Annotated in this window: 15 protein-coding genes and 1 tRNA gene; 2 read left to right on the forward strand and 14 right to left on the reverse strand. The window is 61.9% G+C overall.

Annotation, left to right across the window (positions count from 1 at the left end; all coding sequences use genetic code 11):
- Positions 1-11: 11 nt before the first annotated feature.
- Genes ACSSV3_RS12525 through ACSSV3_RS12560 form a run of 8 tightly spaced genes read right to left on the reverse strand, consistent with a single transcriptional unit; the run spans position 12 to position 7,227 of the window.
- Complete coding sequence (locus tag ACSSV3_RS12525) at positions 12-209, reverse strand: hypothetical protein (protein WP_354326345.1); 198 nt, start codon at positions 207-209, stop codon at positions 12-14.
- Positions 206-988, reverse strand: a complete 783-nt coding sequence (locus ACSSV3_RS12530) for an MBL fold metallo-hydrolase (RefSeq protein ID WP_354326346.1) — start codon at positions 986-988, stop codon at positions 206-208. Before ACSSV3_RS12530 ends, ACSSV3_RS12525 begins: the two co-directional genes overlap by 4 nt.
- Positions 985-1,761, reverse strand: a complete 777-nt coding sequence (locus ACSSV3_RS12535; protein ID WP_354326348.1) for a TatD family hydrolase — start codon at positions 1,759-1,761, stop codon at positions 985-987. The genes ACSSV3_RS12530 and ACSSV3_RS12535 overlap by 4 nt, the downstream gene beginning before the upstream one ends.
- A complete protein-coding gene (metG, locus tag ACSSV3_RS12540) occupies positions 1,761-3,341 on the reverse strand; it encodes a methionine--tRNA ligase (RefSeq protein ID WP_354326350.1) in 1,581 nt (526 codons plus the stop codon). Before metG ends, ACSSV3_RS12535 begins: the two co-directional genes overlap by 1 nt.
- A complete protein-coding gene (locus ACSSV3_RS12545; RefSeq protein WP_354326351.1) occupies positions 3,334-4,290 on the reverse strand; it encodes a DNA polymerase III subunit in 957 nt (318 codons plus the stop codon). Before ACSSV3_RS12545 ends, metG begins: the two co-directional genes overlap by 8 nt.
- On the reverse strand, positions 4,287-4,934 hold the full coding sequence (gene tmk, locus ACSSV3_RS12550) for a dTMP kinase (protein WP_354326353.1): 648 nt from the start codon (positions 4,932-4,934) through the stop codon (positions 4,287-4,289). The genes ACSSV3_RS12545 and tmk overlap by 4 nt, the downstream gene beginning before the upstream one ends.
- Positions 4,931-6,124 (reverse strand): D-alanyl-D-alanine carboxypeptidase family protein, encoded by a 1,194-nt coding sequence (locus ACSSV3_RS12555; protein ID WP_354326354.1) that lies wholly within the window; start codon positions 6,122-6,124, stop codon positions 4,931-4,933. Before ACSSV3_RS12555 ends, tmk begins: the two co-directional genes overlap by 4 nt.
- Before the next feature lie 50 nt (positions 6,125-6,174).
- On the reverse strand, positions 6,175-7,227 hold the full coding sequence (locus tag ACSSV3_RS12560) for a lytic murein transglycosylase (protein ID WP_354326356.1): 1,053 nt from the start codon (positions 7,225-7,227) through the stop codon (positions 6,175-6,177).
- A 90-nt stretch (positions 7,228-7,317) separates the two neighbouring features.
- Here ACSSV3_RS12560 and ACSSV3_RS12565 point away from each other — a divergent pair.
- Positions 7,318-7,407: transfer RNA gene (locus ACSSV3_RS12565), tRNA-Ser, on the forward strand.
- A gap of 27 nt (positions 7,408-7,434) precedes the next feature.
- Here ACSSV3_RS12565 and ACSSV3_RS12570 read toward each other — a convergent pair.
- From ACSSV3_RS12570 to ACSSV3_RS12595, 6 genes are all read right to left on the reverse strand, one after another.
- Positions 7,435-9,297, reverse strand: a complete 1,863-nt coding sequence (locus ACSSV3_RS12570; protein WP_354326358.1) for a cation:proton antiporter domain-containing protein — start codon at positions 9,295-9,297, stop codon at positions 7,435-7,437.
- Positions 9,298-9,312: 15 nt separating this feature from the next.
- A complete protein-coding gene (gene lpdA / locus ACSSV3_RS12575; protein WP_354326359.1) occupies positions 9,313-10,722 on the reverse strand; it encodes a dihydrolipoyl dehydrogenase in 1,410 nt (469 codons plus the stop codon).
- A gap of 161 nt (positions 10,723-10,883) precedes the next feature.
- Positions 10,884-11,243, reverse strand: coding sequence for an acyl-CoA thioesterase (locus ACSSV3_RS12580; protein WP_354326361.1), 360 nt, complete (start codon positions 11,241-11,243; stop codon positions 10,884-10,886).
- A gap of 32 nt (positions 11,244-11,275) precedes the next feature.
- Entirely contained in the window at positions 11,276-11,752 is a 477-nt protein-coding gene (locus ACSSV3_RS12585) for an endonuclease domain-containing protein (RefSeq protein ID WP_454184818.1), read from the reverse strand.
- The gene (locus ACSSV3_RS12590) at positions 11,745-12,170 is read right to left on the reverse strand and encodes a hypothetical protein (RefSeq protein ID WP_354326362.1); all 426 of its coding nucleotides are present in this window, start codon (positions 12,168-12,170) and stop codon (positions 11,745-11,747) included. The genes ACSSV3_RS12585 and ACSSV3_RS12590 overlap by 8 nt, the downstream gene beginning before the upstream one ends.
- Positions 12,167-13,450: a pyruvate dehydrogenase complex dihydrolipoamide acetyltransferase gene (locus ACSSV3_RS12595; protein WP_354326364.1), complete on the reverse strand. Its 1,284-nt coding sequence runs from the start codon at positions 13,448-13,450 to the stop codon at positions 12,167-12,169. The genes ACSSV3_RS12590 and ACSSV3_RS12595 overlap by 4 nt, the downstream gene beginning before the upstream one ends.
- A gap of 133 nt (positions 13,451-13,583) precedes the next feature.
- On the opposite strand from ACSSV3_RS12595, the gene ACSSV3_RS12600 reads away from it, so the two are divergent.
- Entirely contained in the window at positions 13,584-14,036 is a 453-nt protein-coding gene (locus ACSSV3_RS12600) for a universal stress protein (RefSeq protein ID WP_354326366.1), read from the forward strand.
- Positions 14,037-14,054 lie beyond the last annotated feature (18 nt).

A 14,054-nucleotide genomic window follows, 5' to 3' on the forward strand; every position in this document is an offset into this window, starting at 1 on the left:
TTATGTAAAATCTAAATCAGTGCGCTGGTGGTGTTCCGCGCTATCATGAACCACTCCACCAGCAGATAAAGCCCAAGAAAAATGGCGATCCACACCAGCGCCATCTTGACCATCTGACTCCACTTGAGCCGATAGGATGCGAGACCTGCGCCAACCAGAATCAACCATCCGATGCTCGCGATAATCGGCAACATCAGTTCTGGGTTCATGCGACAATCTCCAACCCGTCGTATCCGACCACCACGAAGTCTGGAACTTCGTTGCACAGGCTGCGGTAATCCATGCTTTTGTCGAGATGGCTTAACACCACACGCCCAGCCTTGCACTTTTCGCCAAACTGGATTGCCATCGCAAGATGCGCATGGGTTGGATGCGGTTCACGGCGCAGACAATCACTCACCAGAATGTCGACACCGTAAAACAGATTGATCATATCGTCAGAAATGGCACTAAAATCCGTGGCATACCCGATGGACTTGCCATCAGCTTCAAATCTGTAGCCTGTTGTCTCACCGCTGCCATGTTCCATCTGGCACCAATCCACTCCGAACCCGGCGGTCATCCGCAAACGATCAAGCGTCTCGAGGGTGCAGATCGTCGGATAACCATCCTGCCCGGCAAAGACATAGCCGAACCGTTGCCGCAACCGCCGCACGGTTTCAGTTTCGGCAAACGCCGGGATTGGCCCCGCACGGCCAAATCGCAACGCCCGCAAGTCGTCGATCCCGTGGCAATGATCGGCGTGATCATGCGTCCAGAAAACCGTGTCGATGCTATCGATCCGGTTGGCCAGCAACTGCGCGCGGCAATCGGACGACGTGTCGATCAGCAACCGCCTGCCATCATTGCTTTCCACCAGGATTGAAACCCGCGTCCGGCGGTTGCGCGGTTCGTCAGGGTCGCAATCACCCCAGTCACCCGTCCCGTCTGGCCCGCCGATCCGTGGCACCCCGGTTGAGGTGCCAGAGCCGAGCATCACCAGTTTCACAGACCTGCTTTCTGGAACAGCTGCGCGAAATTGGCGGTGGTCTGTTCTGCCAGAGCCCGCGTCTCGGTTCCACGCAAATTGGCGATGAAAGCCGCCGTATCAGCAACATAGGCCGGTTCACACACGCGCCCGCGATGCGGAACCGGTGCCAGGAAGGGGCTGTCAGTCTCAATCAGCAGCCGGTCTTCAGGGACAGTCGCTGCAACGTCTTGCAAGGCCTTGGCATTCTTGAAGGTTACGATACCCGATAGCGAGATTGTGAGGCCCAATTCCAGCACCTTTGCCCCGAATTCGGCCGAAGCGGTGAAGCAGTGGATCAGCGCCGGAAACGTCCCCCTCGCCATCTCATCGGCAAGGATCGCAAAGGTATCATCCTCGGCATCGCGGGTGTGGATGATCAGCGGCAACTGCGTTTCGCGTGCGACATCAATATGCATCCGGAACAGGCGCTGCTGCGCGCCGCGATCCGAATGTTCGTAATAGTAATCGAGGCCTGTCTCGCCAATCGCGATCACGCGCGGATGCTCGGTCGCGGCCAGCAAAGCGGCGTGGCCCAGATCTTGATGCGCGTCGGCCTCGTGCGGGTGGATGCCGACGCTGGCGAACACGTCCGGCTCGCGCGCCGCAGTTGCGACCACCTGATCCCACTCGCTTTGCCGGGTCGAGATATTGAGGAACGCCCCTACCCCTGCCGCACGCGCGCGGGCGAGCACGCCGGCCTGATCTTCGACCAGACCTTTGTATTCAAGGTGGCAGTGGCTATCGATCAGCATCAGTCGCTCGTCGCTTCATCGATTGGCAGTTCGAGCCGGGGGAACAGTGGCGTCGGCGGTGCGACGGTGAAGCCGCTACTGACAAGCCGGTCAAACCAGCCGTGGTCTTCCAGCGCCGCGTAGCTGCGCTCATCCGCCGGAATGCCGAGTTGATCGAGCAGCGCAGCGGATTTCTGCGGCACCACCGGCTGAATCGCGATGGCAAGATCGCGCAGCGCCACGAACAACGTTTGCAGCACCGCCTTCATCCGTTCGGGATCGGTTTTCTTCAAGCCCCACGGCGCCTGTTCATCAACATACTGGTTGCAGGCATAAACCGCGCGGAGCCAAGCCTCGATCCCGGTCGAAAACGACAGGGCTTCGAAATCCCGAGGCAATTCGGTTGCGCAGGCCTGCTTGACGATCGCGAGCAGAGCATCATCAGCCGCGTCTGGTTCGAACGTTTCCAGCCGCCCATCCATGTTCTTCACGATCATCGACAGAGTGCGCTGCGCAAGATTGCCGAAACTGTTTGCCAGTTCCGCATTGGCGCGCAAAACAATGGCTTCAGGCGAATAGCTCCCGTCTTGTCCGAAGGCGACTTCACGCATCAGGAAGTAACGCAAGGCGTCGACCCCGAACCGTTCGGCCAATTCCAACGGATCAGTGACGTTGCCGAGCGATTTGGATTCCTTCTGTCCGCGATTGAGCAGGAAACCGTGGCCGAACACTTTTTTGGGCGCAGGCAGACCGGCGCTTTCGAGAAACGCAGGCCAATAAATTGAATGGAAGCGCACAATATCCTTGCCGATCAGATGCAGATCGGCGGGCCAGAACGTGCTCATGCCGTTCGGAATATCATCGGGATAGCCCAGACCCGTGATGTAATTCGTGAGCGCATCGACCCACACATACATCACGTGATCGTCGCTGCCGGGCACCTTGACCCCCCAATCAAAACTGGTGCGGCTGACAGACAGATCGCGCAGGCCCTGTTCGACAAAGGCGATCATTTCATTGCGGCGGCTTGCGGGTTCAAGAAAACCGGGGGTGCGCAGCAACCGAAGCAGGTAGTCCTGATACTTCGACAGGCGGAAAAACCAGCTTTCTTCGACCGTCCATTCAACCGGGGTGCCTTGCGGGGAGAGTTTTTCGCCGCCCTCGCCTGCAACCAACTCGCCTTCGTCGTAATAGGCTTCGTCGCGGACCGAATACCAGCCTTCATAGCGGTCAAGATAAAGGTCGCCCGATGCTTCCATCGCCTGCCAAATGGCCTGGCTGGCGCGGTGATGATCAGGTTCGGATGTGCGGATAAACCGATCATACGACACATTCAAAGTATCGCACATCTCACGGAAATAACCGGACATTTCATCAGCAAGATCGCGCGGGCTACGGCCCTGTTCCTCGGCCTTGCGCGCCATTTTCAACCCGTGTTCGTCAGTCCCGGTCTGGAACCGGACGGTGCGACCCCGCAGCCGCTGGAAACGGGCGATGACATCGGCCGCGATCGCCTCATAGGCATGGCCGATATGCGGCCGTCCATTGGGATAGCTGATGGCGGTGGTGATGTAGAACGGGCACGGGTCAAGGTCAGCCATGGGCCGGTTCGCTAGCGGGCGCGGCGGCGACAAGCAAGCTGCCGATCTCGAACGGGAGCAGCCCGGGATCGAAATTGGCGGTGGGTGCCTCTGCGGCAAGGCTCACCAAAGCGGCGTGGGTGTCGATCAGGCGGGCGCGCTGCGTAGAATCGCCATTCTCGCGCGCGGCGCGGGCGACCAGCGCCTGCGCCAGATCAAGCACCGCCTGCACGCGTTCACGATCCGCGCGCGGCCCGATCAGCCGCGCCAGTTCGCCGCGTTTGGCAGCGCCGCTTTCACCGCCGGAAATCAGCGCGGTGATCGTTCGCGAAACCGGTGCCAGATCCTGCGCGGCAAACCGCATTGCTGAACCGAACGATCCGTCCGCTGCGGCAATTGCCCCCGGATCGGGCGGCAGCCCTGCATCCTCCAGCATCGTGGCCAGTTCCGCATCGCTCAAAACCGGAAAACGCAACGTGCGGCAGCGCGAACGGATCGTCGGCAGCAACCGCGCCGGGCGGTGGGTGACGAGAAGAAAGAACGTCCCTGCGGGCGGTTCCTCAAGGCTTTTGAGCAGAGCATTGGCGGCGGCTTTTTCCAGATCATCGGCGGGATCGATGATGATTGCGCGCCGCGCGCCCAAGGTGGGCCGCGTGTTCAGCCGTTTCTGCATCGCGCGTATCTGCTTGATACGAATCGACCGCGCGAGGTCGAACGGCTTGCCTTCGGCCTGTGCTTTCTCGCCCTTGTCGTCCTTGGGGCCATAGGTGAGCACGATGATATCGGGGTGCGCGCCTGCGGGTTGCGGAACACCCGGCTCAGTCACCAGTGCGCGCGCGGCGGCCATGGCGAAGTCACGCTTGCCCAGCCCTGCCTTGCCCGCGAGCAGCCAGCCGTGATGCATCCGTTCCCCCGCAATGGCATCGCGCCATTGCCGCCACGCCTCACCATGGTTGGGCCAGCGGGTCATGCGCGCGGGCTTTCGATCAAGGGAGCGACAGCGGCGAGGACGCGGTGATGCACGGCCAGCGGATCACCAATGGCATCGATCCGGGCGAAGCCATCGGGGTCACGTTCTGCCAAGGCGCGGAACGCGGAGGCCACTGCGCGATGATAATCCGCTGGCCGACTGCCGATTGCATCACTGGTATCGCCATCGCGCGCAGCGAGGCGCGCGGCAATCGCGGCTTCATCGCCTTCCAGCAAGATCACCAGATCGGGCCGCAATCCGCCGCTGCCGAAATTATGCAAGCTCAGGATCGCGTCATCGCCCAGTCCGCCTGCTCCGCCCTGATAGGCGCGGCTCGAATCGACAAAGCGATCGCACAGCACCCATTCGCCGCGCGCCAGTGCCGGGACGATGAGGTTGGCCACGTGATCAGACCGCGCCGCAGCAAACAGCAGCGCCTCGGCCTCGGCAGTCCAGCCCGCACCCGGCGGTGACAGCAACAAATCGCGGATCGCCTCGGCCCCCGGCGTGCCGCCGGGTTCGCGGGTGATAACGACCGTCAGGCCGCGCGCCCTGAGCGCTTCGGCTAGCAAGCGCGCTTGGGTGGACTTGCCTGCCCCTTCCCCGCCCTCAAGCGCGATGAATGCGCCGCGCCCGGTTGTCATGCAAACAGTCCCGCGATGGCGTTGAATATGCGGTCAAGCGGGCCAGCGGCGGCGATCGCTTCGGCAGTGAACAGCGGGATCGTGGCGCGCGCCATACCGGGAGCGGTCACTTCCAGCACCGCAACCTGCTCTCCGGCAGGGAAAGGCGCACGCAGAGGGCCTTCATAGCGGATTGTAGCGGAAAGTTCACCCGTCATGCCGCGTGGCAGGTTGATCACCACCGGCCCGCGCGCGACTAGCGGGACGCGGCGTGCCGAACCATCCTGCACCCGCGCGGTGCCCACAACTGCGCCCGCGTCAAACAACTGCCGGCGATCAAATGCGCTAAAGCCCCATTCAATGTAGGACCGTGCCAACCGCCCGCGCAGCCTGCCATTCTCTACCCCCGCCAGAACCAGCACCAGCCGCTGTCCATTGCGCTGCGCCGTTCCGAGATAGGAAAAGCCGGATTCATTGGTGAAGCCGGTCTTGATCCCGTCCGCCCCGGCAATCCGCCCGATCATCGGATCGTGATTGACCTGTGCGATCCCTTTGTAATCGAAGCCCATGCGTCCGATGTAATAACCGAACTTGTCAGGATGGCGCGCAATTATGGCGCGGGCCAGCGTCACCAGATCATTGGCCGTGGTGAAGGTGCGCCCTTCGTCGGGCCAGCCATTAGGGGTGCCGAAATGGCTCCCTGTCATTCCCAGCGCCAGCGCGGTGCGGTTCATTTCGGCTGTCCATGCCGCGATTGACCCTGCCTGCCCGGTTGCCAGCACTGCCGCACCATCATTGCCCGAGACATTGGCAATGCCGATCAGCAGATCATCGACCCGCACCTGTTCATTGATGTCAAGAAACATGGTCGATCCCTTGCGCCGCCAATCACGGGCGATCGCCGGGGTCATCGTGAATACCTGAGCCGGATCAAGCTTCCCCGCTTCAATCAGCTCGAACGCGAGGTAGAGCGTCATCACCTTCGTGACCGATGCCGGAATGAAGCGGCGGTCAGGGTTGCGGGCGTGGAGCACTTGCCCGTTGCTGAGGTCAACCAGCAGCGCCACAGGGGCTTCATTGGCAGTTGGCACTGCGGGCACAATCGCGCCACTTTCAGACTTGGGCACCTGCGCGAGTGCAGGAACGGCAACAAGCGCCGCCGCAAGGGGCAGCAGCAGGGCAATGTATAGAGACAGGATCGAGGTTTTCACAGCGGCGGCTATAGCCGCGCGCCCCGCGCTTGGCGAGGCACCGGCCCTGTTCAGTTCACGATTTCGTCAGCCAGCAACCCGACGCTCATCGCGTAATAGCTTGAGCAGTTATATTCGAGGATCGCGCGGTAATTGCCGGTCAGCAGCCATGCGGGCGTTCCGGGGCCATCGGGCTGGAACAGCGACACCATGACGTCATCGGCCAGCCCGCGCTGCGCCACCACGCCAAGCGCACGCCATTCGGCCACGGTCATCCAGCGGCTCAGGCGTTCATGCACGCGCGGGCATTGCGGTGCGGTGATGCGGGTGCGGTAGGCGTTGACATCGAACCCGCCGGGAACCGCCGCGCGCACGCCCCATGGCTGGCCGGGCCGCCATCCTGCATCGCGGAAATAGTTGGCGATCGAGGCAAAGGTGTCAGCACGGTTGGTGAAAATATCTGCCCGGCCATCACCATCGCCATCGGTAGCAAGGCGCAGATAGACGGATGGCAGAAACTGCGGATTACCAAACGCCCCGGCGTAGCTGCCCACCAATTGCGAACGGGGATAACCCTTGTCCGCGACCTTCATCAACGCGACGAATTCACCCGCGAACAATTCACGCCGCCGACCCTCCCACGCCAAAGTCGCAAGGCTGCGGGACAGATCAAAATCGCCTTTGATCCGGCCATAGCTGGTTTCGTGCCCAAAGATCGCCACGATGATCGGCCCCGGCACGCCATATTCGCGTTCAATCCGTGCGAGCAGTTCGCGGTGCTGTGCAAAAACTGCCCGCCCGCCGCCGATTCGTGCTGTGTTGACATGGGTAGCGATGTAATTCGACATCGGCGGGTATCCGCGCGTGGTGGCGCTGCCTGGCTGGTTTTGATCGAGCCGGATCACGCGGTCATTGGGGGTGAGACCGGCAGTCATCCGTTCGATCGTCGCCTCGCTCACGCCCTCCCCGCGCGCGCGCGCTTTCAGCAGTTCGAGGTAAGCATCAAAGCTGAGTGGGTCGCTGCCTCCTATTTGTGCAGCCGCCGGAGCATTGGCAGGCGGCGCACCGATCATGGCAAGCGCGGCAATGGCAAGGGCGGCGGCAGGGAGCAGGCGTGGAATCATGCCAACAGGAATGTCACACCTTGCCTGAATACCCAACAACCGAAGTGGGATGACTTGGGCGTAAACAATGGTTATGGGCGCGTCGCAAGCGGACAGGTGGCCGAGTGGTTTAAGGCAGCGGTCTTGAAAACCGCCGTAGGTGCAAGCCTACCGTGGGTTCGAATCCCACCCTGTCCGCCACCCCCATGCACGGCTCGCTCGCGGCCCCTATTTTCCGCCGCGTCCGAGGATCTCGTCGATCTGTTGGCGCAGCTTGGGGTCCCATTCGGAACGAAGTTCGCGCACCTTGGCGATCAGCGGTTCGTTTTCATGCGCGGGCAAATCGGACTGATAGAGGTCGGCCAATGCGCGCATTGACGAACGGTCCATCGCCTCGAAGGCGTCAACAATTGCGCGCACCGATTGGCGATCATGCCCGAGCGCCTCAAGCGCAGAGCGCCCGATCCGCAGCGAGGCGTCATAGGTCTCACGGATGATATCACGGCAACCCAGCGCCCACAGCTTATAGACATGATCGCGGTCAATCGCGCGCGCGGTGATGTGCACGTGCGGATAGGTTCGCGCGACATGGCCCACCAGCCGGTCGATCTGCTCCTTGCCGTCGAGCGCGACCACCAGCAGTCGGGCGCGTGCAATCCCCGCGCTTTCGAGCAGGTCGGGCCGCGTTGCATCGCCGAAATAAGTCCTGATTCCGAATTTCTTGAGGTTTTCCAGATGGCGCGAATCATGGTCGATCACTGTCGCCTTGTGGCCCGCCGCGTCGAGAATCCGGTCAACGATCCCGCCTACACGCCCGCGCCCGGCTATGATGATGGGAAACACTTCCTCGATCGTATCGGGCGGCGCAGCTTCACCCTTGCAATAGGCCGCCGCGATCACCCGGTCATAGAAGATGAACAACAGCGGCGTGACCAGCATCGACAACGCCACGACCAGCAGCAGCAAATCAGCCAGCGGTTGGCTGAAGACATAACTTGCCGTGCCAAGGGCGATCAGGACGAAGGCAAATTCGCCCGCCTGCGCGAGGCTCAACGTAAACAGCCAGCCAGCCTGCTTCCTGACCCCGGCCAGCCGCGCGATCAGCGCCAGCACCGCGATCTTGGCGACAATCACCAGCGCGGTCCAAAACAACACAGCGCCAATCTGATCAAAGGCCAGTGCGAAATTCACCCCTGCGCCCACGGTGATGAAGAACAGACCCAGCAACAGCCCCTTGAACGGTTCGATATCGGCTTCGAGTTCGTGGCGGTATTCGCTGTTCGCCAGCACCACGCCCGCAAGGAAGGTGCCGAGCGCGGGGGATAGCCCGACCAGCGACATCAGCAACGCAATCCCGATCACGAACATCAGCGCGGTGCCGGTGAACAATTCGCGCAATTGCGCACCCGCGATGAAGCGGAACACTGGGCGCGTCAGTGTATTGCCGATGAACACAACAAGCCCCACAGCCGCCACGGTGACGATCCCGGCCAGCCATGCAGGCAAATCTCCGGTCAGCGTCCATGCAGCGGCATGCGCGCCCTCACCTATCCCGCCACCGGACTGTGCCATCAGTTCGGGCACCGCCAGTAGCGGCAGGATCGCGAGGATCGGGATTACCGCTACGTCCTGTACCAGCAGCACGGAAAAGCTGGCCTCCCCGCCCTCGCTTCGCAACAGTCCTTTCTCGCGCAGCGTCTGGACGATAATCGCGGTAGAGGACAGCGCCAGCACCATGCCGATAGCCATGGCGGTGCGCCAGTCGTTGCCATAGATCAGCGCGATGGCGGCAATCACCAGTGTGGTCAGCACCACCTGCCCGCCGCCCATTCCGATCAGCCGCCTGCGCATCTCCCAAAGCCGTTTCGGCTCAAGTTCGAGCCCGACAAGGAACAGCATCATCACCACGCCGAATTCGGCGAAGATCTGGAGCCGTTCCAGATCGACCTCAAGGATTACGAGCAGCGGGCTGATCGCCATCCCGGCGAGCAGATAGCCAAGCACCGACCCCAGCCGCAGGCGGGCGGCCAGCGGAACGGCAACCACACCAGCGACCAGAAGGCTGAACGCGATTACGAGAAAATCGGTCATCGCCCCCCCAGTGCGCTATATGTGCAGCGCCCGCCCGTATGCGCCGAGCACGCTTTCGTGCATCATTTCGGATAGCGTCGGGTGCGGGAATACGGTCTGCATCAGTTCCGCTTCGGTGGTTTCGAGCACCTTGCCGACGGTGTAGCCTTGGATCAGCTCGGTTACTTCCGCGCCGATCATGTGAGCACCCAGCAGCTCGCCGGTTTTGGCGTCGAAGACGGTTTTGATGAAACCTTCCGCCTCACCCAGCGCAATCGCCTTGCCGTTGCCGATGAAGGGGAAATTGCCGACCTTGATGTCAAAGCCCGCTTCCTTGGCCTTGGCTTCGGTCAGGCCGACGCTGGCGATTTGCGGGTGGCAATAGGTGCAGCCGGGGATGGCATTGCGGTCGAGCGGGTGCGGGTGAACGTCTTTATTGCCCAGCTCCTGCGCAATCGCCTCAGCACAGGTGACGCCTTCGTGGCTGGCCTTGTGCGCCAGCCACGGCCCCGGCGTGCAATCGCCAATCGCCCACAGGCCCTTGGTCTTGGTGCGGCTATAGGGATCGATCTGGATAAACCCGCGATCCAGTTCGGCTAACCCGTCGATCCCGATATTTTCGGTGTTGGGCACGATCCCGATGGCGACGATGACGTGGGTGAAGTCATGGCTCGCGCTTTTGCCGCTCTTGTCTTTGATGGTGGCGGTGATGCTCTTTTCGCCAACCTTGATGCCCTCAACACCGGCGCCGGTCATGATGGTGATGCCCTGCTTCTTCAGCGACTTTTCAAGGAAAGTTGAGACATCCGCGTCCTCCACCGGCACAACCCGGTCGAGCATTTCCACGACAGTAACTTCGCTGCCGATATCGTTGTAGAAGCTGGCAAATTCGATCCCGATGGCACCGGAACCGATGATCAGCAGCTTGGCCGGCAGTTCGGCGGGGGTCATGGCGTGGCGATAGGTCCACACGCGCTTGCCGTCAGCAGGGGCGAACGGCAGGTCGCGCGCGCGCGCGCCGGTGGCAAGGATGACGTGCTTGGCGGTGAGCGCTTCCTCGCCCTTCTCGCCCTTCACCGTCAGGCTGTTTGCACCCGTCAGCTTGCCCTCACCCATGTGGACGGTGATCTTGTTCTTCTTCATCAGGTGGCCGATGCCCTGATTGAGCTGTTTCGCCACCCCGCGGCTGCGTTTGACGATGGCGGCCAGATCAGCCTCGATCCCCTTGGCAACCAGCCCGTAATCGCCCGCGTGCTGCATATAGTGGAAGATTTCCGCTGACCGCAGCAACGCCTTGGTGGGGATGCAGCCCCAGTTGAGGCAGATGCCGCCGAGGTTTTCACGTTCGACAATCGCGGTCTTCAGCCCCAACTGCGCACAGCGGATCGCCGCGACATAGCCGCCGGGGCCGGAACCGAGCACGATTACATCATAAGAGGCAGACATTCAGATTATCCTTTGCTTGGCTGTCTGTTGGAGACACATGTTACACTGTCCAGGAAGTGAAAACCGGCCCCGGTTAAAGGGGCGGACAGCGGGTGACAGGAAGGGCGAGAGACCATGGGCATGACGTGGGTATCGCAGGCGACCTGCGTGTAGGACAGGCGTCACTTTTTCGCTCCCGGCAGCGCCGCCGCCGCCGCGACCGCGCGGGGGCGGTTGTCTTCGCCGATCAGAACGAATTTGAAGGTGCCTTGGGCAACCTTGGTGGTGGCCTCGCCATTGCGCTCCCGCGCGACCGCCTCGGCCGCGATGATGAGCGAGGTGGTGCCGGTGGCGGCTACGTCGCAATAGACCGAAAGTTCATCCCCCACCGCCATCGCGCCGGGAAAGGCGAAGTCGGTCGCGGAGACCACCACCGCCTTGCCCTGCCCCACCCGGCTTGCAAGGCTGCCCGCGCCCAGCGCCATCTGTGCCATCAGCCACCCGCCGAACACCCCGCCATAGGGGTTGGTGTCGGCGGGCATGGCCGTGACGCGGATTTGGGGGGAGCGTTCGCTCAAAGCCCCTCTCCCACTTCGGGAGAGGGGTTGGGGAGAGGGCCTTGCGCAGCGTCTAGAATCAAGCGCGCAACGCTTTCAGGATTGCCGAGAATGTCATTGTTCCAAAACCGCAATACGCGAAATCCCTGCTCAGTCAGCCAAGCGTCGCGAACCGCATCGTCTTTGTTTTCGGCATGTTGTCCACCATCCGCCTCGACAATCAGCCGCGCACTAAAACAAACGAAATCGACGATATAGTCGCCCAGTTGCTCCTGCCGCTTGAACTTCAACCCGCCGAGGCGCTGGCCGCGCAGCATCGACCAGAGCTTTGCTTCGGCCTCAGTCGGCTCACGCCGCATCCGTTTTGCGAGGGGGAGAAGATCATGCCTGCCCCCTCTCCTTCCCACCGCTGCGCGGCGGGCCCCTTCCTCTCCCGCGAGGGGAGAGGAGGTTTGCATCGCGGTGACGCGGATTTGGGGGAAGCGATCAGGCATGCTCAGATTCGTTGCCACTGACATGAAGCCAAAACCAAACCAACGCGGAGACCAGACCTGCAATTGCTCCCATTAAGGCCCACGCCCAGAGTCCAGCCAGTATTAATTCAGCATTCCCCTGCCAAAAGGCGGCGCTCAAGAGGACGCCGCCGACGGCGCCAACCAGTGTGCCAACAATCGCAACCGCCTTTTGCTTGTCGGCCCACCCTTGCCGCCTAAGGAACCAAAGAGTCGGAAGCCCGAATACAACTCCGCCAATTATTGCCAGAACGAAGCTTATCGCCCCAACTGCGATAAACGCTTCGAAAGAAAAACGATCGCCGATGAAGACGGAAACCAGCAGATAGAAAGACGGTATCGCGAGACCGACGGCCGCCGCGGTAACGACAAAGCGCGCCACTTCGACGAGTTGCCTCAAACCACCAGCCCCATCGGGTTCTCGCACAACTGCTGGAACGCCTGCATCAGCGCCGCGCCGTCCGCGCCGTCGATGGCGCGGTGGTCGAAGCTGCCGGTGGCGCTCATCACGGTGGCGATGCCGAGCGCGCCGTCGATAATCCACGGGCGCTGCTCGCCCGCGCCAACCGCAAGGATCATCGCTTGCGGCGGGTTGATCACCGCATCGAACTGCTTGGTGCCGAACATGCCGAGGTTCGACAGGCTGGCGGTGCCGCCCTGATATTCCTGCGGTTGCAGCTTGCCGTCCTTGGCCTTGCCCGCCAATTCCTTCATCTCGGTGCTGATCTGCGCCAGCCCCTTGCGGCCCGCATCGCGGATGATCGGCGTGATCAGGCCCGAAGGCGCAGCGACCGCGACCGAGATATCCTCACGCGCATATTGGAACAGCTCGTCACCCTGAAAGCTGACATTGCACTTGGGCACGCGCTGCAACGCGCGGGCCAATGCCTTGATCAGCAGATCGTTGACCGACAGCTTCACGCCGTCGGCCTCAAGGCTCTTGTTCAATTCGCCGCGCAGCTTGAGCAGCGCATCGAGCCGCACGTCCACGGTGAGGTAGATATGCGGGATAGTCTGCTTCGCCTCGGTCAGGCGGCGCGCGATGACCTTGCGCACGTTGTTGAGTTTTTGCGCTTCATAGGGCGCATCAAGATCGCCGCCGAGTGTGGCGGGTTTGGCCGGGGCAGCGGGGGCCGGTGCTGCGGCTTGCGGCGTGGAAGCGGCAGGTGCCTTCGCCGATGCGCCTTCAAGATCGGCCTTGACGATCCGGCCATTGGGCCCGCTGCCCGTGATGCCGGAAAGGTCGATATTGTTCTGCTGGGCAATCCGCTTTGCCAGCGGCGATGCAATGATCCGGTCCCCGGAGGGTTGGGCAGATGCAACTGTTGAAGGGGACGGTGTCGCTGCGGGTGAGGGCTTTTGCTCTTTTTCAGCCGCGGGCGCCGGAGCAGGCGCAGCCGCGCTTGGCTTAGCACCCGCTGCATCACTCACATCTTCGCCCTCTTCGGCGAGGATCGCGATCACGGTGCCCACTTTCACATTCTCGCTGCCTTCGGGCACTGCGATTTTGGCGATCACGCCTTCATCGACCGCTTCGAACTCCATCGTCGCCTTGTCGGTCTCGATCTCGGCCATGATGTCGCCAGAGGAAACCGTGTCCCCCTCCTTCACCAGCCACCGCGCGAGCGTGCCTTCTTCCATCGTTGGCGACAAAGCCGGCATCTTGATTTCCAAGGCCATGATCCGCTGAAACTCCCGAAAACGTATCTCGCCCTATTCTCTGGCCAATTCGGAGGCGAGGGGCAAGGCCAGATTGGGGGACTTGCCAAACCATACGAATGCATTGATAGCCGTAAGGGCACGGGGCACGATTATGCGCACATTTCTGGTCATCATCGACGAGAGCGAAGAGGCATTGTCCGCCTTGCGTTATGCTGCGCGCCGGGCCGCAGCGGTGGGCGGTGCGGTGCACCTGCTGGCATTGGTGCCGCAGCAGAATTTCAGCGCATTCGGCGCAGTGCAGGCCACGATCGAGGCTGAGGCGCGCGATCGGGCCGAAATGCTCGCCCACGGGGTCGCAGGCAACCTGCTGGCGGAAAGCGGGATCATGCCGACCATTTCGGTCAAGATCGGCAACGGGCAGAAGATCGTCAGCGAATTTCTGGCCGAACATCCCGAAGTCGCCGCATTGGTGCTGGGCGCGGCCAAGGACGCGGCGCCTGGGCCATTGGTCGCGCATTTTTCTGCCGCTGTCGGCAGCCTGCCTTGCCCGCTCTATATCATCCCCGGCGATTATGACGAGCAGGCCAGCGCGCACGAGGCATGAATTCGCCCCGCGCGCGCC

Source organism: Porphyrobacter sp. MBR-49 (assembly GCF_053628655.1).